15 protein-coding genes and 1 pseudogene are annotated in these 18122 nt (G+C 55.7%); 11 read left to right on the top strand and 5 right to left on the bottom strand.

Going from position 1 to position 18122, the window contains the following annotated elements; translation table 11 throughout:
• Positions 1–17: 17 nt before the first annotated feature.
• On the top strand, positions 18–2438 hold the full coding sequence (locus ETQ85_RS24875) for a heavy metal translocating P-type ATPase (RefSeq protein WP_148581697.1): 2421 nt from the start codon (positions 18–20) through the stop codon (positions 2436–2438).
• On the top strand, positions 2435–2842 hold the full coding sequence (cueR, locus tag ETQ85_RS24870) for a Cu(I)-responsive transcriptional regulator (protein WP_148581696.1): 408 nt from the start codon (positions 2435–2437) through the stop codon (positions 2840–2842). Before ETQ85_RS24875 ends, cueR begins: the two co-directional genes overlap by 4 nt.
• 1952 nt (positions 2843–4794) lie before the next feature.
• Here the strand turns inward: cueR and ETQ85_RS24865 are convergent.
• Positions 4795–6378: a phytoene desaturase family protein gene (locus tag ETQ85_RS24865; RefSeq protein ID WP_148581695.1), complete on the bottom strand. Its 1584-nt coding sequence runs from the start codon at positions 6376–6378 to the stop codon at positions 4795–4797.
• Positions 6379–6582: 204 nt separating this feature from the next.
• On the opposite strand from ETQ85_RS24865, the gene ETQ85_RS24860 reads away from it, so the two are divergent.
• Positions 6583–6957 (top strand): VOC family protein, encoded by a 375-nt coding sequence (locus ETQ85_RS24860; RefSeq protein WP_148581694.1) that lies wholly within the window; start codon positions 6583–6585, stop codon positions 6955–6957.
• Positions 6954–7580, top strand: coding sequence for a TetR/AcrR family transcriptional regulator (locus tag ETQ85_RS24855; RefSeq protein WP_187394862.1), 627 nt, complete (start codon positions 6954–6956; stop codon positions 7578–7580). Before ETQ85_RS24860 ends, ETQ85_RS24855 begins: the two co-directional genes overlap by 4 nt.
• A gap of 17 nt (positions 7581–7597) precedes the next feature.
• Here ETQ85_RS24855 and ETQ85_RS24850 read toward each other — a convergent pair whose 3' ends face one another.
• The gene (locus ETQ85_RS24850) at positions 7598–8266 is read right to left on the bottom strand and encodes a TetR/AcrR family transcriptional regulator (RefSeq protein WP_148581692.1); all 669 of its coding nucleotides are present in this window, start codon (positions 8264–8266) and stop codon (positions 7598–7600) included.
• A 179-nt stretch (positions 8267–8445) separates the two neighbouring features.
• Between ETQ85_RS24850 and ETQ85_RS24845 the strand changes: the two genes are divergently transcribed.
• Complete coding sequence (locus ETQ85_RS24845; protein ID WP_148581691.1) at positions 8446–10077, top strand: ATP-dependent acyl-CoA ligase; 1632 nt, start codon at positions 8446–8448, stop codon at positions 10075–10077.
• 74 nt (positions 10078–10151) lie between these two features.
• Here the strand turns inward: ETQ85_RS24845 and ETQ85_RS24840 are convergent, their stop codons facing one another.
• Positions 10152–10466, bottom strand: coding sequence for a type 2 periplasmic-binding domain-containing protein (locus ETQ85_RS24840; protein ID WP_148581690.1), 315 nt, complete (start codon positions 10464–10466; stop codon positions 10152–10154).
• A gap of 433 nt (positions 10467–10899) precedes the next feature.
• Complete coding sequence (locus tag ETQ85_RS24835; protein WP_148581689.1) at positions 10900–11352, bottom strand: BLUF domain-containing protein; 453 nt, start codon at positions 11350–11352, stop codon at positions 10900–10902.
• 963 nt (positions 11353–12315) lie between these two features.
• Here ETQ85_RS24835 and ETQ85_RS24830 point away from each other — a divergent pair.
• The 4 genes and pseudogenes from ETQ85_RS24830 (at position 12316) to ETQ85_RS24815 (ending at position 15569) form a co-directional block, all read left to right on the top strand.
• On the top strand, positions 12316–13575 hold the full coding sequence (locus tag ETQ85_RS24830; protein ID WP_148581688.1) for a 2Fe-2S iron-sulfur cluster-binding protein: 1260 nt from the start codon (positions 12316–12318) through the stop codon (positions 13573–13575).
• The gene (locus tag ETQ85_RS24825) at positions 13575–14162 is read left to right on the top strand and encodes a hypothetical protein (RefSeq protein ID WP_148581687.1); all 588 of its coding nucleotides are present in this window, start codon (positions 13575–13577) and stop codon (positions 14160–14162) included. The genes ETQ85_RS24830 and ETQ85_RS24825 overlap by 1 nt, the downstream gene beginning before the upstream one ends.
• A pseudogene (locus ETQ85_RS27580) lies at positions 14159–14467 on the top strand (cytochrome c3 family protein); the annotation flags it as partial. The gene ETQ85_RS24825 and the pseudogene ETQ85_RS27580, both read left to right, overlap by 4 nt.
• A 232-nt stretch (positions 14468–14699) precedes the next feature.
• Entirely contained in the window at positions 14700–15569 is an 870-nt protein-coding gene (locus ETQ85_RS24815) for a cation diffusion facilitator family transporter (RefSeq protein ID WP_246128905.1), read from the top strand.
• Between the two features lie 133 nt (positions 15570–15702).
• Here ETQ85_RS24815 and ETQ85_RS24810 read toward each other — a convergent pair whose 3' ends face one another.
• On the bottom strand, positions 15703–16740 hold the full coding sequence (locus ETQ85_RS24810; RefSeq protein WP_148577996.1) for an IS5 family transposase: 1038 nt from the start codon (positions 16738–16740) through the stop codon (positions 15703–15705).
• On the opposite strand from ETQ85_RS24810, the gene ETQ85_RS27535 reads away from it, so the two are divergent.
• Together ETQ85_RS27535 and ETQ85_RS24800 are read left to right on the top strand one after the other, a co-directional pair.
• On the top strand, positions 16721–17077 hold the full coding sequence (locus tag ETQ85_RS27535; RefSeq protein WP_148581685.1) for a cation transporter dimerization domain-containing protein: 357 nt from the start codon (positions 16721–16723) through the stop codon (positions 17075–17077). The two genes, ETQ85_RS24810 and ETQ85_RS27535, sit on opposite strands and share 20 nt — an antisense overlap.
• Positions 17078–17318: 241 nt before the next feature.
• Complete coding sequence (locus ETQ85_RS24800) at positions 17319–17702, top strand: CZB domain-containing protein (RefSeq protein ID WP_148581684.1); 384 nt, start codon at positions 17319–17321, stop codon at positions 17700–17702.
• Positions 17703–18122 lie beyond the last annotated feature (420 nt).

The raw sequence follows: 18122 nt of genomic DNA, 5'->3' as shown, positions 1-18122 counted from the left end.
TCAACAGGAGTTGCATCATGGGTTCGTCCATCACCACATTGTCAGGTCAGGCGCTGTCGATCGGCATTGAGGGCATGACCTGCAGCAGTTGCGCTGCCCGCGTAGAAAAGCTGCTGGCTCGCCTGCCCGGCATTTCCAAGGCCACCGTCAGTTTCCCCACCGAATCGGCGTTGCTGGAGTCCGATTCGGTCGTTGACCTGACGGCTGTGCGTCAGGCGATTGAGAAGGCGGGTTTCCATGTTCCTGAGGAAAGCTGGGTTTTGGCGATCACGGGGATGACGTGCAGCAGTTGCGCCGCGCGAGTGGAGAAGGTTCTGGCCGGGGTTCCCGGTGTCGTGAGCGCCACCGTCAACTTCGCAACTGAACAAGTGCATGTCACGCTGACCCGTGGCGTACCTACCTCGACCCTGATCAAGGCTGTCCGGAAGGCGGGTTACGATGCCGCATTGCTGACGGAGGGCTCCCCAACTGCAGCAGCATCAGTCCGCCAGGGTGCCGAATGGTGGCCTGTTGCAGTTGCGGCGACCCTGTCCTTTCCGCTCGTGATTCCGATGCTGGCTGATCTCTTCGGTGCACATTGGATGCTGCCCGGCTGGGTGCAGTTGTTGTTAGCGACCCCTGTTCAATTCTGGCTGGGGCTGCGTTTCTACCGTGCAGGCTGGAAGGCTCTGCGTGCCGGTAGCGGGAATATGGATCTCCTCGTGGCCCTGGGGACGACTGCGGCCTACGGACTCAGCGTATATCTCCTGGCAAAGCCGACAGGCGGTGAGATGCCTCACCTGTATTTTGAAGCTTCAGCCGTGGTGATCACGCTGGTTCTGCTGGGCAAGTGGCTTGAAACCAGGGCCAAGCGGCAAACCACCGAAGCGATCCGTGCGCTCCAGGCCCTGCAGCCTGCCGTCGCCCGCATTCGTACTGGCGACGGTGACCGGGAGATCGCCATCGATGCGGTCCGCGTGGGCGATGTGGTGGTTGTGAAGCCAGGTGAGCGGGTAGCAGTGGATGGCCAGATTGTGGAGGGGTGCAGCCACCTGGACGAGTCCATGTTGACCGGTGAAAGCCTGCCGGTTCCGAAGCAGCCTGGCGATCGTGTCAGTGGCGGTGCGATCAATGCTGACGGTTTGCTGCTGGTGCAGACAACGGCTGTTGGTATGGAAACCACTTTGGCCCGGATCATCCGGTTGGTTGAGAGTGCCCAGTCGGCCAAGGCACCCATTCAGCGCCTGGTGGACCGGGTGAGTGCGGTGTTTGTCCCGGTGGTCATGCTCATCGCGCTGCTGACCTTTGGCGGATGGTGGGCGTACGGCAGCGATGTCGAGACAGCGATTATCAACGCCGTCGCGGTGCTCGTGATTGCCTGCCCGTGTGCGCTGGGTCTTGCCACCCCCACTGCGCTCATGGCGGGAACGGGTGTGGCCGCGCGACACGGCATTCTGGTGAAGGATGCGGAGGCGCTGGAAGTGGCGCACAAGGTGACAGCCGTCGTCTTCGACAAGACCGGCACCCTGACGGAAGGCAAGCCCCAGGTCGTGGCCTTCGAAGCCGTTGGCGGCGATACTCAGCAGCTCCTCAGCCTCGCTGCCAGTCTTCAGTTGGGTAGCGAGCATCCCTTGGCGCGATCCGTGGGCAAGGCTGCCCAGGACGCCGGACTGAGCCCGGTCAGTGCCCGGTTCGTTCAGGCCTTACCCGGACGCGGGCTGGCCGGCGAAATTGATGGAACACACTATGTTCTTGGTAATGCCCGATTGATGCAGGAGCGCGGTTTCAAAATGGACCATCTTGCCGACACCGCAATGCGCCTCCAAGCCGAAGGGCGGACCATATCCTGGTTGGCATCGGAAGGTGCTCAGGCCGTGCTGGGCTTGATCGCCTTCGGCGACCGGATGAAGCCAGAAGCGCGGGCAAGTATCGATCGCCTCAAGCAGATGGGCATCAGGACTGTGCTGATTACGGGCGACAGTCGTGGGGCTGCGCATGGTGTGGCAACCGAGCTTGGAATCGATCAGTGTCTGGCTGAAGTGCTGCCGGAGGGCAAGGCAGCCGAGATCGAAACCTTGAAACGGGAGAGCCACGTCGTTGCCATGGTCGGCGATGGCATCAATGATGCCCCGGCATTGGCTGCCGCCGACATTGGCATCGCCATGGGAACCGGAACGGACGTGGCCATGCACGCGGCCGGGGTGACCTTGATGCGTGGCGATCTGGCGCTGGTGGCTTCAACGATCGACATCTCCAGTCGCACCTACGCCAAAATGCGGCAGAACCTGTTCTGGGCTTGTGTTTACAACGTCGTGGGCATTCCCCTGGCGGCCGCGGGACTCCTGAACCCGGTCATCGCGGGGGCCGCCATGGCATTCTCAAGCGTCAGCGTGGTGTCGAACGCGTTGCTTCTTCGGCGTTGGCGCCCCGTCAAATTGGATAAGAGGAAGGCGACATGAACATCGGAGCAGTTGCCAAGGCCAGCGGTGTCTCGGCCAAGATGATCCGCCACTATGAGCAGATCGGCTTGATTGGCCACAGCCCCCGGACCGAGGCGGGCTACCGGCAGTATCAGGAGCGGGACCTGCACACGCTCAAGTTCATTCGCAGCGCCCGCGATCTCGGGTTCTCTCTGGAGCAGATTCACCAGCTCCTGTCGCTCTGGTATGACGAGCAGCGCTCCAGTGCGGAGGTGAAACAGCTTGCGGAAAGTCACTTGAGCGATCTGGATAAACGAATTCAGGCACTCATCACCATGCGCGACGCACTGGTAAGCCTGTCGGAGAGTTGTTGCGGAGATAACCGCCCTGACTGTCCGATTCTTGAGGGGCTTGCCGGGCACGGGCCTCCTGATGTTTTCTGAGGAGTCGAAGCCTATGTCGCGCCGCTATGAAGTCTACCGTCGTGGGGAGGGGGGGTATGAAGCCGTCCATCCCTCGTTGCTGCACCGGTGAATCTGATTGCGTTCGTCCATCGACAATTGACTATAGTGATTTCCCATGCGCACACCCTACCAAATCGGGGTGTTGTACTTCAGTCTAGAGCGCGCCCTGCATAAAACCTCACGCCGCATTCTTGGATTTATCGCAGAAAAGCAAACTACTCTCATGAGGCACCTTTCGCCGTTACGAAAAGCACCCAGCAAACTTTAACGGCCAGTCTGTGAAAACGTGCCGAGCATTCATGGTTCGATGTTTCTACCGAGACCATGAGAGTGATTTCGATTCTCGAATATCACCTACCCTTAGTTTCCGCCTACGAAAAGCACGGCAATCTATGGGTAACTCAAAAAACTAACTTCCGATGTTGCTATCACCTCCTGCCACCAGAGGTGCATCGTCGCGTGGGTGTCCCCAGTCCGGTCTGGCATAAGCCTCCGCCCTACTGTGGCATGCCTGTGAATATACGGTCACCGACAACATGCACGCTGGTAATACCAAAGCCTTTCTCATAAACGAATGGGGTACGAATACCTCTGATGGCGAGAGGCAGTTAAACGGTGTCCGAAACCTAAACACGTCCAGAGGACAGATTCCGGCTAGGCCAACATCCGGAAATCACCACGGGCCAAGTAAATACGGTTATGGTTGCCAATAAAAGGCAGTCCAGATTGATTCACAAGGTACTGGGTGCGGAAGTGCTCACCAATCGTCCTGCTCACGCCAAACACAAAAGTCTTCGAAATTATGTCGCTACTCGTTTGCTGTGCTGGCGCCTTGGCGCTTCGCGGGTCATGGGTACCGTAACGAGGGATCTAGCCTTGCTGCCACGAGATCTCACTCTTCCGGAGAAAAAAGCAGAGGTACTAACTCTGCGGTGCTGGGACCGGCCCAACGGAAAGCGATCAAATTCTAATTGCGAAAATCAACTCTTTGCAAGGGGAAAAATAGGTTACAAGTTTCTATACTGCATCCGAATTGTTGTAAGTAGTCCCGCGGCCCTTAGAGCCCGAAGGACTTCCGCTATCTTCTCGTTGTATGTTTTTTGTATCTAATGCCTATGGAATTCGCAAAAAACATCTGACAGTACCCCCAAAGACTCGCATCGAAGCACTACTTCACGCCGCAGTGGACCAAAGCAGCCTCGTTTTCGGATATCGAATCAGGAAAACGAATAAGTCGTATTCGACGCAAAATGCGTTCAAAACGACATACCCAATTCAATCGAATCAGATAGTAATCGATGACCGAGGAAGGTGAACTGAAGAACTAACGCACTCCTTGCAAAAAGCAGCGCCGGATGTCCTAGTTTCGCCAGTTCCATACGCAGAGTTGCATCTGGGCAACTTCTACCTAAGAGAGGTATGTCCACTATAAATTGTTCTTGAGTGAAATCTTTGATTCGGACTGCTGGGTCACAGCATTCAGAATTTATTTCATCAAGTCTTTCACTTCTGAACTTTATTCGCCGTTTTATCACTTCAAAATTAAAATAATCTTTTAATTTTGAAGTGATAATAGAAGTTGCCTTATCTTTCTTTTTTCAGCTATATCTGAAAGGGAAGTGTGCATGAACCTCGAGCACAGAACAGGCGATCGGCAGTCTCCACAATCTGTTCTCGCGTTGGTCCGTGGCCGTCACTCATCTTGGCTTCCACTTGTCACTTAAAGCCACGGACCTATGTCTCATAGTTAAGAGGCTGCGTTATGTCCTAATAGATAGGTGGTCACGTCATACTCGCCGTTTAAACACCGAACCGATTCACATGTACGACTTGGTACTAGTTCAGAAAGGACACTTCGTAGCCCTGTCTCCATCACTCGAACTCGATTGCGGCTGAGCAAGAGCCAAACCAATGGGAGAGTCGCCTAGTAGTTATGAGCCTGCCAGGAAGCGCTTGACTCTGCCCGCTGCAATGCGGCCGGGAAGACCATTGATACCGCCGCCCGGATGGATTCCCGCCCCCCCCAGAAACAGGCCGGCCACCGGCAGGGTATCGCCGCCGAGCCCAGGAGCGGGGCGCATCAGTGACGAACGGGTGGTGCTGGTATCGATGTGTACCACGCAGCCGCGGTGGACATTGAGACGCGCAGCAAGATCGGGGGCTGCTTCGATCCGGCGGCCGATCTCGAACGCCTTCAGGCCATCCATGTAGTCACTGGCCTGGTCGATGACCTGTTGCCCTACCTGGGCGCGGATAGCGTCCCAGCCTTCACGGGGTTCGACCGGCATCGCCACCGGGTACAGGTAGACGACGTCCTGGCCTTCAGGTGCCTGACTTGGGTCGACCGCACTGGGCGCGGTGATCCACATGTAGGGCAGTTTCGGCACTTCGCCACCGGCCGAACTGCGGAAGTTTTCCAGTACCGCTTCTACGGTACCAATGAGATGCACGCATTTGCGCAGGCTGAGGCCATCGGGGCGCATCGCCTCGTGCCGACGGTATTGCACCTGGCTTCGCAGGGCCACGTCTACCTTGAGTGGTGAGGCGCCGTGCCCGTTGGCGGGCGCCAGCGCAATGCGGGTGAGCAGCCGCCGGTCGAGGGCTCCGGGCGTGACCATCTCCAGGGCCATTTTCGGGTGGATGGATGCGACTACCGCTTTCGCCTTGATCAGGCTGCCGTCCGGTAGTCGGACGCCGGTGGCACGACCTCCTTCGGCCACGATTTCCTTGATCTGGGTCGATAGCAGGATCTCGCCGCCCAGCTCCGTCAGCCGCGCAGCCAGTGCGTTGGACAATGTCTGCATGCCGCCGACCGCGCGACCGAGGCCGAAGCGATGAATGAAGCCCAGCAGGGCGAAGTAGATTCCCGTGGCCTCGTTGGTGATTGGTCCGGCGGCGCCGAGCAAGGCGCACATCGCTGACTGGGTGACTGGGTGTTCAAAGCGCTCCATGATCGACACGTAGGCCGGGCTGCCGATCAGGGCCATGATCTCCGGCTTCAGATGACGGTTGCGCAGCACCGCCTTGAGGGCTTCCCACTTGGCGCCCAGATTTCGCTGGGATGGGTCCACCCGCATCATTGGAATCGCCATGTCCATGAACGCGTCGATGAGTCTCATCAAGGCCAGGAACTCGGTTGCGTCGTGCTCGGAGAAGCGTCGGATTTCGGCGGCTGTCTTTGCCGGATCGCGCCAGAAAACCAGCGAATGGCCGTCCGGATGCAGATAGACGTAACCCGGCGCCATCTCCACCTGCCGAAAACCGTGGCGTTCCAGCTGCAGTTCTTGCGGCATCATCGGATGCACGCGCAGGGACATCAGATCGAGCGCGCAGGGGTGAATCAGGTGCTGGGGGGCCTCTGGGATCAGGTAGCCCGAGGATGCCATGCCGCCAATTTTCTCCCGTCCCTCGATGACCACGACCTTCTTGCCGGCCTCAGCCAGATAACAGGCTGCAGACAACCCGTTATGGCCACCGCCGACGATTACGACATCGTAGTTCTGGTTCTTTTTCATTTCGTTTCCTCTTGGGTCTCTCTCTTTTGTTTGCTGCAAGCAGGCATCCGGGGTCACAAATTTGAGCACATTTCAAGAGGAGGCTTTATTCAACGGTTTGACCTCGAGTTAAAGCGTGAGGGGTGGGGTTTTCGGCGCAACGGTTTATTTTTATAAACGGATATGTTATTTGTGTCTAATAAGAATCACTGAGGAGACGACCCTATGCTGACCCACATCACCCTTGGCACGAACGACCTGGAGCGTGCTCGTGCTTTCTACGACCAAGTGCTGGCACCCCTCGCACTGAAGCGTTTGTTCAGCGTGGAGCAAGCGTCAGGCTGGGGGGCCGAGGCGCCGCAGTTCGTCGTTCTGCATCCGCGCAACGGCGAAGCTGCTGCGGCCGGCAACGGTCTCACCGTAGGTTTTGCCGCGCCAAGTCGGGTTGCGGTGAACGAATTTCACCGGATAGCCCTGTCACTTGGCGCGGTGGACGAGGGCGCGCCAGGGCCACGCCCCTTTGCACCCAATGCCTACGCTGCCTACGTGAGAGATCTGGACGGCCACAAGATTGTTGCCTCCTGCCGCCAACCCGAGTGAGTCCGGCGCTGCAGCCAATCGCCGGGGATGAAGAGGAAGGCAACAGGGAGCGCACCTGTCGGGGCCGGGTGATTGAGGCTGCCCGACGGGTGCTTTACAGGGTGGGGGCGGCGGCAACCACCCTGGAGGGAGTGGCCCGTGAGGCAGGCACCACGCGGGGCGGAATCTACTGCCACTTTTCGAGCAAGGAAGAGTTGATTCTCGCCGTCGTGGCGCGTTGGCCCTTGCCGTCCCTGGATGGTGAAGAGGATGTTGCCGATCCTCTTGCCGGGCTGGATCGTGCCTTGTGTCGGCTGGGCGGACAGCTTCGCGACGACAGGACACTTCACGAGATGTTCTGTTTTCTGATGCTGAAGTGCGATGACGCGGTTTGTGGCGGCTTGCGGGGGCGGGTGCTGGATGCGTTCTGGCGAACACTTGCCGAGCAGATCGAGGATGCCTACCGTAGCGCCCGGATGAGGGGGCAACTCCATCCCTGCCTTAAACCTTCAGAGGCTGCCGAAGAGACCCTTATCTTTCTGGAGGGCCTGCTGGATATCGGCATGCTTCGGGTGGGGATGCGCGATGCGGCCACGCTGGAGGCTGCCATCGGCATGCATATCCGCCTGCGCCGCGTCCTCTGAGGCGGCCGGCCGAGCCTTCAGCGGCGAGCGGTCTTGCCGGTAACGAGCGCGCTGACCAGGCGCTCGATGCGCTGGGGCATGTTGCGCCGCTGCTCGGGGCTGGCCGGAACCAACTGCTCGCTGAGCACATAGCGAATGATCAGTTCGCACACCAACTCCCGGTCGAGTTTTACCCCCAGGCGTTCATCCCAGGAGTCGAAAACGATCCCCAGCACGTCCTGGAAGCGCAAGACGGCGTCCTGGAAAATGCGCTGAAACCAGTTCATCGCATATTCCGGGGCGACGATCAGCAGGCGCCGGGCGCGGGTGTGACCAATGTAGTCGCTGATGAACAGGATCATCGCCTCGAGGCGCGCGTCCGGGTCGGTATGCGGGGCCGTTGTCTCTATCAGCGAGGCATAGAAGCGTTCGCGCTTGTGCCGGGAGAAAGCGTCCAGCAATTCCTCCTGGGAGGCAAAGTAGCGGTAGAAGGTACCCCGCGAGATCTCCGCGGCCTTGCACACATCGAGGATTGAGATTCGCTCGGCACCCGACTCGAGGATGATTTCCTCGGTCACCTCCAGGATGCCCTGGATGGTGCCTTCCGAGCGCCGGTTGCGACGTGTCTTGCGGACGGCCGGTGCGGCTTCGTCAGTTTGACTCTCTTCCTTCACGGCGACTTCGCCATCATTTTCCAGCTTGTTCATCAGGTCCTCCCTGGCATTTTTCGGCCGTGGTGAGGCCTGAGACGGGGTGAGTGGTGTGGAGATATCTTCTCTAAACTTTGACACTATTTTGTTTTGTGTTTATATTTTGTTCGGAAAAGGGCACTTATAAACCGATGTTGCGTCGATTCAGGCGCTTCACACAACAAGGAGACACGGGCATGACGGGTACGGGAAATCCGGAAACTTGGGCGATTGGCGAGCGGGATACGGTGATTGCCGCACTCGATCGGGCTGTTGCTGCACATCCTGACAGGATTTTGCTTGATTTTGCGGGTGAGCTCTATACGTATTCGGACGTTGATCGTTTGTCGACGCGTCTCGCCCATTCCTTCGAGGCGCTTGGTGTGCGTGCGGGGCAAACGGTGGTCACCATGCTCGGCAACAACATCGACGCCGTTGTATGCTGGCTGGCCATCAACAAGCTGTGCGCAGTCAGTGTGCCCGTCAATACGGCGCTGAGGGGCGAATTCCTGCGCCATCAGATCTCCGACGCTGGTGCGGCGCTGGTGATTTGCGAAGCGGACTTTCTACCGCGCATTGCGGCGGTATCGGCCGAGTTGTCGGAAATGAAGCAGGTGCTGTACCGCAACACGCTGGCCGAGCCGGTGGAATGTGCCGCTCTGCTTGCGCCGCTGGATACACACCGGGGCGACGACGATACACCTATCCTGACCAAGCCCGACCCCGCCGACCTGGCCTGCCTGGTGTATACCTCCGGTACCACCGGCCCGTCGAAGGGCTGCATGCTCAGTTACAACTTCATGTGCAATCTGGCTCGCCTGCAACTGCGTGCAGGGCCGGCAACGGCGGATGACGTGACCATCACGCCGCTGCCCCTGTTCCACATGAACGCCCTGTGTGTCGGGATCATCTCCAACATCATGGTTGGCGCCCGTGTGGCAATCGTCGAGCGCTTCTCCGTGTCGAACTTCTGGCCGGAAGTGGAACGTTCGGGTGCCACCATTGCCTCCATTCTCGGCAGTATGGGTGGCCTGCTGGCCCAGGCGGCTGACAGCGACGCGATGAAACGCTGTATCGGGCAGATCCACACCGTGCGTGGCAACCCCTTTACCGAGCCGACCAAAGCCATCTGGCGTGAGCGTTTTGGCGCACGCCAAGTGGGGGGGAACGGCTACGGCCTCACCGAGGCCTGTGTGGTCACCTCGCTGGCGGGGGGCGAATACGCCGCGCCGGGTTCGTCCGGCAAGCGCATTCCGGATTTCGATGTGCGTATCGTGGACGACATGGACCGGGAACTGCCTGCCAATATGCCGGGAGAAGTGGTGGTGCGCCCGCTGCGTCCGGACATCATGTTCCAGGGCTACTGGCGGCGCCCGGAAGATAGCCTCAAGGTCATGCGCAACATGTGGTTCCACACCGGTGACATCGGCAAGTTTGACGATGAAGGCTTTTTCTACTTTGTAGACCGCAAGAAGGATTACCTGCGTCGCCGTGGCGAGAACATTTCCAGCTTCGAGATGGAGTCGGCCTTTGCCAAGCACCCGGCTATTCTCGAAGTGGCGGTGCATGCCGTGCCTTCCGACAAGGGCGAAGACGATGTGAAGGTCACCGCCATTCTGCGCGATGGCGCCAGCCTAAAGGCCGAAGACCTGTTTCTCTGGTCCACTGACGTGGTGCCTTATTACGCGCTGCCGCGCTACATCGAGTTTCGCACGAGCATGCCCAAGAACCCCCAGGGGCGGGTGCTCAAGTACCAGTTACGGGATGAGGGCAAGACGTCCGACACCTGGGACTGGGAAGAAACCGACATCAAGGTGGCCAAGCGCTGAGCACATTGGCCTGATCAGATTGTTTTGCCGCCGCCTGAAGGCGGCGGTTTCCTTTTAGAGGAACGAAGCCTTCGTCAGGGTGTGAGAATGACTTTGAGGCTGCTGTCGATCTGGCTTTTCTCCAGATAGCCAATTGCGCTCGCATCGCTGCTCACTGCCTTGCGCATCTCATCAGCCCCGCTGACCTCTTTTGGGGGTTGTCCGGCGCCGGAGAAAATCACCTTCGACCAGTAAGCCTTCAACTGGGCCGCGTCCTTGCCGGTCACCTTGGCGTGGAACTCGTTGCGAGTCGGGCTGTTGGGGCCTTGTTCGATAGGTACTGCCTTGCGCCCATCGGGGAAGGTGACTGCCTTGCCGGTGAAGATCTGGGCTATCTGGTCCTTGCTCATATTGGGGTTTGGGGTGCAGTGGAACGGAAAACCGGGTTAGGCGCTTGTCATTGTAAAATGATTGGCATCCCAGCCAGCAAAGCTGGTCAGTTCATGAAAAGAAAAAAATCGTACGCTAAGCCTCGTCGGGCATCTGTAGCGGATTGATATACAGACGACATGCCGCAATGCAGTAAATACGCGGAGCGGTATGCTGATATGATTATCTTGCGAACTGCGGCAACCGGCCACGAGCGGCCGGTCGGGGTTACGTTTCAATTTTTGCTGGTGGCGTGTCCGGTGATCGAAATCAGTGTCCGGTGATCGAAATCAGTGTCCGGTATTCGGCGATCAAATTGACGTCTACAGCGACCTAATCTTCATCGAGCTGAGAGGCTATTCATGGCTGGCAATCCCATGTGAGAGAGTTATTTACAGGGCTGGTCAGCAAAATTCAAACGCAACCGATAGCGCCTAATTTTGCGTGCCATCGCCCCTCCATGAATGCGCCAAGTAATAGTCTCGCCTTCGTTTCGCACACGTCAATATAGGTTCTGCCATTCTTAAAAACATCATTCATACCCGGGATGTTCTCAATTTCCTGCTGGGTGGCGTGAGGGTAGCCCATCGTCCAGTCTTCAAAGTTGCGATGGGGGATTGACTCTTGGAGGATTTTTGTAATTCTCGTGTGTCGGTTATCCGAGCTGATTGATTTGTAGAGACCTTCAATGACATCACGCTCACCTTCCAATACTTGGAAGAATGATCCTCTGTGAAAAAGCAATATTCCTGTTACCCCTAGTTTGGCATTCGTGGCCCTTGCCTTTGCCAGCAACGAATTTAAATCTGCCAAACCTAGGTTTGGGTTAGATGATGCGCTGCAATAGATGCAATGAACAAGTTCCATATTTGGCCAATCTATCCGCTGAAGATTTATACGACAGTCTTCGATAGACCGAAGTGACAAAAGGTTCAATTGCTGCCATAAATATATTTATATCATTAAATTTGCCATTACTGGCAATCGTTCAATGCTCATCGTGCCCCCATTAAATTGAAGAATTTAGGACTGGAGCGAATACCGAAAACCTAAGCAATTGCTGGTAACGGAACGGAATGGCGGCTCTCTGATCGGTTAGCCGCCATCTGGGAACATCCGTTTTGTGAGGCTGCCAAGTCCACACTTGGCCTATTGGGTGAGGTCGGCAATGGCTGCTTCCGAGTAATCTAGTTCACTAAAGCAGGTTTTGGATGCCTGACAGCTCTGGAAAATGCTGGATGACCGCAATGGGCTGCGGATTCAACCGGTGGATGCAACTCACCCAACATGAGGCTGCAACTGCCTAGGAGCGGCCAGTCGAAGTGGTCTCCATATTCACGTGCGCTGAATCATCTGAATGGCCAGTATTCGGCAAGCAAACTGATTCCTGTACTGACCCGACCCCGTCGGCCAGGGTAGCCTTTCAATTTGAATAGTTGCGGCCTTGTTAGTCTTTATCAGATTTCAATTCGCCAGTGGTTCCGATTTCTATATGTTCGTCAAAATCAACGAACTCGACATGTATATGCCGACGTTCTGGAGTGATCCTGCGCTCATGTCCTTGCGGTGGGTCAGCATCCTTGACGCGTCGTTCCTTGCGTGATCGGTTGACGACAAATTTTGTTTTGTGCATTGGCACCAATAGACTTTCAGAACTTTTTTGCCGGTTAACTTTACTCAAAGATACTTAAGGCATTCTGAAAGCAGCCTCAAAATCGGTGCTTTTACCTCAACCTGCAATAGAGTTCTCTGTTAAGCAGCAGATAAGGTCACTACGTTAGACTGGGTCAATCAATTTGGCATGTTGCCTCTGAACCACTAGAGATTGTTATGACCTCAGCCATGCTCCTCCTTTGGATTGCCCTAGGAATTGTTGTTCAACTAGCCCTTTGGCTGGGTATTGTTTTCTGGCGCCACTGGCAGAGCTATCAAGTGTTACAGGATCAGGTTGACGGCAAGAATCCAACATCACAGACCGAAAACTTGCAGACTGAAGCTGCATCCGAGGGCTGGAAAGGATTCAGAGCTTTCAAGGTTATTCAGAAAACCCTTGAAGATGAGAGTGGAGCCATTTGCTCCTTCTATCTGCGTCCAGAGGATGGGCAGTCGCTTCCCTTATTCAAGCCAGGACAATTTCTCACTTTCAAGCTAGCCGTCCCGACTCAAAGTGGAACAGAGGAAGAAATCATCCGTTGCTATTCCCTCTCGGATTCACCTGGCCATGATGCTTACAGGGTTTCAATCAAGCGTGTACCAACTCCAGATGGAACACCTCATCCTCCCGGACGCTCATCCAATTACTTCCATGATTACGTGCAAGTAGGCACCTCCTTGGCGGTTCGGGCACCGTCAGGACATTTTTATATCGACCACGATAATTCGCCGGTTGTGCTGATTGGTGGAGGCATTGGCATTACGCCGATGTTGAGCATGCTCAACTGGATTGTGGCTCACCAGCCTGAACGGGAAGTTTGGCTGTTTTACGGCGTGCGGAATAATTCTGAAGTGATTTTGAAGTCGCATCTCCAAGCTCTCTCAGACCGACACCCGAATTTCAAGCTGCGCATCTGCTTTAGCGCACCGCAACCCGGTGACCTGATTAAGCGCGACTTTCACCATAGGGGACGCATTGATGTAGCTCTGTTACGGACAGAGTTGCCACTGAAGCCTTACAACTTTTATATCTGTGGTCCAACGCCGATGATGGAAAGCTTGGTCGATGCCCTTGAGGATTGGGGGGTTCCAGACACACGAATTCATTTTGAAGCATTTGGGCCTGCTTCGATAAAACGCAAATCATCCATCGAATCGAAGGTTTCAGAGGAAGGCTCCGCGCCCGTTATGGTGACCTTCTCCAAATCGAACAAGCAGTTCACTTGGGATGGCAAGTCAAGCAGCCTACTGGAGTTTGCCGAAGGCAACGGGGTGACAGTTGAGTCAGGGTGTCGTGCTGGAGGATGCGGTAGCTGCGAAACACGCATCCAAAGTGGTGAGGTGAGATTTTCACATTCGCCTGACTTCGATTCAGAGCCTGGTAACTGTTTGCTCTGCGTATGCATACCTGTAACTGACGTCGTTCTGGAGGCCTGATGCCAATTTTTCCCTCCACCCTTTGGCGAGAGCACATTCTTCCGTTTGCTTTCCTGGTCCTACTCCTCGGGGTTTTGACTCTCGCAGGAGACTATCTCTTGCACCGATTGAATTTGGTGTGGGTCGGACGATATTTGGGTATTCCTGGAACGATACTTATCATTGGATCCCTGATGTATTCACTGCGTAAGCGGAAATACATCAAGACGGGGAATCCGAAGAACTATCTGAATATACATGAACTGGCTGCCTGGCTTGGGTCATTGCTAGTTCTGATTCATGCTGGCATTCACTTCAATGCCATCCTTCCTTGGCTGGCAACCGTGGCCATGGGTATCAATGTCATTAGCGGGCTGGTGGGCAAGATGCTGCTACAAAGCTCCCGCGAGCATGTTCAGTCACAACGCGACAGCTACCAATTGCGCGGCCTATCTCGTCCTGAAGTCGAGCAAGCGATTTTTTGGGATTCAGTGACATTCGATGCAATGACCCAGTGGCGCAAAGTTCATATCCCGATTTTTATCGTCTTCGCTGTGCTGAGTCTTGGTCACATCATTAGCGTGTTTCTATTCTGGGGCTGGCAATGAATCGCATTGTCAAATGGGTGCTCGCTGCCAACCTGCTTGTCTTGGCAGTCCTAACGTTCGCCTATCCACATTTGATGGTTAGCCCCGGAAAACTGATTGTTGGCCATCGGCAATTAGAGACTGACTGTTTCGCCTGCCATTCAGGATTTGGAGGAGCCTCTTCAGAACGCTGCACAACCTGCCATAAGCCAAACGATATCGGTCGGCTGGATACAAAAGGGAACCAAGTTCAGAAGCCTCTGACTTCAACGGCTTTCCATCAAAAGCTCACGAAACAAGATTGTGTGGCGTGCCATAGTGACCATGCTGGCGTTAAGCGTTTCAAGACGCATGGACACTTCAGCCATGCGTTGCTACAGGCTGATATCCGTGATCAATGTCAGGACTGTCATCGGCCGCCAAGCGATTCGTTGCATAAGCAAATTACTGGTAATTGCGCTCAGTGCCATAGTCAGGAAAAGTGGACTCCTGCCACGTTCAATCACGACAAGTTCTTCATGCTTGACCGCGACCACAGTGTTCAGTGTGTGACCTGCCATGTACGAAACGACTACAGTCAATACACGTGTTACGGTTGCCACGAGCACACTCCTGAAAAGATTCGCCGAGAGCATATCGAAGAAGGTATTCGAGACTTTAAGAACTGCGTTGAATGCCATAGAAGTGCTGATGAACACGATATCCGAATGCCAGGAGGAGGTCGCCGTGGAGATGATTAGCCAAAGCAAGGGCCCGGTTGACCTGCGCCGCTATGCCTTAATTTCAATTGCAGCGGCTATCACGACCATTCTGCTCAAGGGCGCTGCATGGTGGCTAACGGGCTCCGTCGGCTTGCTGTCTGACGCGATTGAGTCGTTTGTTAATCTAGCGGGTGCATTGATGGCGCTTTGGATGCTTTCCATTGCGCTGCTGCCTGCGGATGCGGAGCATCCCCATGGTCATGACAAAGCAGAATATTTTTCCAGCGCCTTTGAAGGCTTCCTGATTGTTGTGGCGGCGGTGAGCATCGGTTACACAGCAATTGATCGATTGATGCATCCTCTGCCACTGGAAGCGGTCGGTGTTGGCCTTTTGGTTTCGGTACTTGCTTCGGTTGTAAACTTTGTTGTCGCGAGGGTTTTGCTTCGGGCGGGTACAGAGCATAAGTCGATCACACTGGAGGCTGACGCGCACCACCTCATGACTGACGTCTGGACCTCAATAGGGGTCATTGCCGGAGTGTCGTTGGTATGGCTCACTGGATTGAACTGGCTGGACCCAGTCATTGCTTTGGTGGTTGCCGCGAACATTGTTTGGACGGGGTGGCAGCTTATGCGGCGTTCTGCGTCAGGCTTGATGGATGTTGCGCTACCACGCTCGGAAATAACTCAGATAGGGGCACCTCGAATAACCCGAGGTTTTCAGTAAATCCCACCGCGCAATGCTGATCACGATCGAATTCTGATCAGTTTCTTCGGCACATAACCGCCGTCGCCGGCAGCGCCGTCCCGTTTTTGCCTCGAATCGCCTCGGGCAGCGGCGATTCGGCCAATTTCTGGCGTCAGAAGGCCTCGATTCCGGCCTTCTGGAGATAGACCAGCCGCTTCAGGTTGTAGCAGGCCGCCATCATCGTCATCGCAAAGTTCGCGCGCGCCCGGCCGATGGTGCGCAGCAACTTGCCGCCCATCTGCTCGATGGCCCCGAACACGTGCTCGACCCGCGCACGCGTCTTGGCGATGCGCTTGTTGCGTCGCTGCTGGCAGTCGGACAGTGGCTTGTTGCGATGGCCCTTGCGTTGGATCTGGTTGCGGAAACCGTTTTCCTTCAGCCAGGCTTCCCGCTCCGCCGACGGATAGCCCCGGTCGGCATAGACGTCCCGGCTCGTGTTGGCCGTATCGAACACGTTGTCGAAGTGCTGGCTGTCGTGCGTGCTGGCCGTGTCGGTCTCGATCTTGCGGATGATCTTGTACTTCATGTCGACGTTGATGGAGAGCTTGTAGCCGAAGTGGCTCTTGCCGTGTTTCTTGGTCCAGGTGGCGTCGAGGTCCTTCTGGCGCCGCTTGGCGGGCTTCCAGGCGGCCGGCATCGCGCCTTGCTCAATCAACGCTTTCTCGCCCCGGCTGTTGTGCTGCTTGGGCGCAGGCACCAGGGTCGCGTCGATGATCTGACCACCGCGGGCGATGAAGCCCTTTTTGAGCAGCTGCGCCGAGACGCCGTCGAACAACGCCTTTGCGCCGGCTTCGCCGATGCGGTTCTCGAAGGTCCACACCGTGGTGCGGTCGGGAATGTTCGTTGCGTTCGCCAGCCCGCAGAAGCGCTTGTAGCTCATGCGATCAAGCAGCTGGTACTCCATCTGCTCGTCCGACAGGTTGTACAGCCGCTTCAGGACCAGGATGCGCACCATCGTCTCGGTCGGGTACGGCGGGCGGCCACCCTGGGGGCTGACCGGCCGGGGCGCGATGCGATCGACCTCGGCCGCCAGCGCCACGAAGTCGATGTAGGACTCGATCTCGACCAGCGGATCGCCCAGGGTATCGATCTTCTTGCGGTGATGTTCGTCTGCGAACAGGTCGGTCTTGATGGCGCTGCGCGGTTTCATCGGAGTCGGCTCGGGGCGGATTCAGAACGATGCAATTTTATCAAGAGTGGGCGAGTCGAGGTTTTTCGAGGCGCCCATAGAACAAATTCTCTCCTCCTTTGACACAGATGGTGTTCGCTTTCATGCCTTGCGGACCCGCCAATCAGGGAGACGTGTATTTATCAGTCTGCACGTATTAGTTCCCGGTGATTGGCTAGTTAAGAGAGCGCATGATTTTTCTGAGCGAATTGAAGAGTCGCTTTGCATGCAATTTCCTAACGCTAATGTCATAACCCATCTTGAGCCAATCGATGACCCGGTGTCCATGGCCGATGAAGCATTAGATAGACAAAGGTAAGTCTGCTAGCTGACCTTGCCTATATTTTCAATTAGCTCCGCTTGAATACCCCAAAGACGGCTAGCAGCAGTCCAACGACAGCAACCAAAGGTAGAGCCAAATACACAATTGTGTCCCAGAGCATGCCATTTCCTATCACGCGCGACGGATGTGACATATTTTACGAATTTTGATAATTTATTAAAATATAACGAAAGTCATAGAGTGCCCGACCAATCTTTTATTCAGTGGAAGTTTTCGTATGAACTTAGACATCATCGACAACGCGATTCAACGTCACCTTCGTTGGGTGGCTGAATTCAACGCTGCGCTTGCTGGAACCGGGCCGAGAGATTTCGATTTGGAAATTGCGAGTGACGAAACGGCATGTGCTTTAGGGCAGTGGTTTTCCAGCCCTGAATCTTCAGATCTTCTTGGAGAGGATTTTCATAGCCGGGCAATAGCACTGCATGGAGCATTTCATGAAATATCAGCCGAAGTCGTAGCGAGTTTTAGGGCGCAAGACCCGTCGGAGGTAACTCAAGCATTGATTGCAGCGCTTGAGGATTTGTCAAAGAGCCTAATCGAGTTTCTTGAATTTGCAAAAAAACGGTTAATTGGTGCACCTCCAAGCTGGCTTCCTTAGGCACACAGCGGACGCATTTATTTTTGATATTGAATGGCAGCTTTGGAGCAATCCAGTTCGCTGAACACAGGTTTGGCTGAATGGCAGCTCTCTAGAATGCCGAATGACCGGAATGGGCACGAAGCGACTGTCATACCCTAGGATTCATCGCCGAAAAGCGGTCAATGAAGTTCCGCCTCCCGGAAGCGGTCGTTCCCCACAGCAGTGAGCGTGCCCAGACCTACCTTGTGACAGGCCCAAACAGGCCACCCGTCATCGCTCCCCAAGCCGGCACTGGCGTCTTGTTTGCTCATCTGTCGTTCTTGGCCACGGCGCGCTCTAGACTGAAGTGCAACACCCCGATTTGGTAGGGTGTATGCATGGGAACTCACTACAGCCAGTTGTCGATGGACGAACGTAATCAGATTCATCGGTGCAGCA

Origin of the sequence: Zoogloea oleivorans (assembly GCF_008107625.1) — a bacterium.
Classification (GTDB): domain Bacteria; phylum Pseudomonadota; class Gammaproteobacteria; order Burkholderiales; family Rhodocyclaceae; genus Zoogloea; species Zoogloea oleivorans.
The sequence above is the reverse complement of the archived record's forward strand: the minus strand, read 5'-3'. Positions and strand labels throughout refer to the sequence as shown.

Bases quoted from the DNA above. Each gene is read 5' to 3' on its own strand.
- ETQ85_RS24875 (WP_148581697.1), top strand. From the start codon at position 18: ATGGGTTCGTCCATCACCACATTGTCAGGTCAGGCGCTGTCGATCGGC.
- cueR (WP_148581696.1), top strand. From the start codon at position 2,435: ATGAACATCGGAGCAGTTGCCAAGGCCAGCGGTGTCTCGGCCAAGATG.
- ETQ85_RS24865 (WP_148581695.1), bottom strand. From the start codon at position 6,378: ATGAAAAAGAACCAGAACTACGATGTCGTAATCGTCGGCGGTGGCCAT.
- ETQ85_RS24860 (WP_148581694.1), top strand. From the start codon at position 6,583: ATGCTGACCCACATCACCCTTGGCACGAACGACCTGGAGCGTGCTCGT.
- ETQ85_RS24850 (WP_148581692.1), bottom strand. From the start codon at position 8,266: ATGAACAAGCTGGAAAATGATGGCGAAGTCGCCGTGAAGGAAGAGAGT.
- ETQ85_RS24845 (WP_148581691.1), top strand. From the start codon at position 8,446: ATGACGGGTACGGGAAATCCGGAAACTTGGGCGATTGGCGAGCGGGAT.
- ETQ85_RS24840 (WP_148581690.1), bottom strand. From the start codon at position 10,466: ATGAGCAAGGACCAGATAGCCCAGATCTTCACCGGCAAGGCAGTCACC.
- ETQ85_RS24835 (WP_148581689.1), bottom strand. From the start codon at position 11,352: ATGGAACTTGTTCATTGCATCTATTGCAGCGCATCATCTAACCCAAAC.
- ETQ85_RS24830 (WP_148581688.1), top strand. From the start codon at position 12,316: ATGACCTCAGCCATGCTCCTCCTTTGGATTGCCCTAGGAATTGTTGTT.
- ETQ85_RS24825 (WP_148581687.1), top strand. From the start codon at position 13,575: ATGCCAATTTTTCCCTCCACCCTTTGGCGAGAGCACATTCTTCCGTTT.
- ETQ85_RS24815 (WP_246128905.1), top strand. From the start codon at position 14,700: ATGTACGAAACGACTACAGTCAATACACGTGTTACGGTTGCCACGAGC.
- ETQ85_RS27535 (WP_148581685.1), top strand. From the start codon at position 16,721: ATGGCGCTGCGCGGTTTCATCGGAGTCGGCTCGGGGCGGATTCAGAAC.
- ETQ85_RS24810 (WP_148577996.1), bottom strand. From the start codon at position 16,740: ATGAAACCGCGCAGCGCCATCAAGACCGACCTGTTCGCAGACGAACAT.
- ETQ85_RS24800 (WP_148581684.1), top strand. From the start codon at position 17,319: ATGAACTTAGACATCATCGACAACGCGATTCAACGTCACCTTCGTTGG.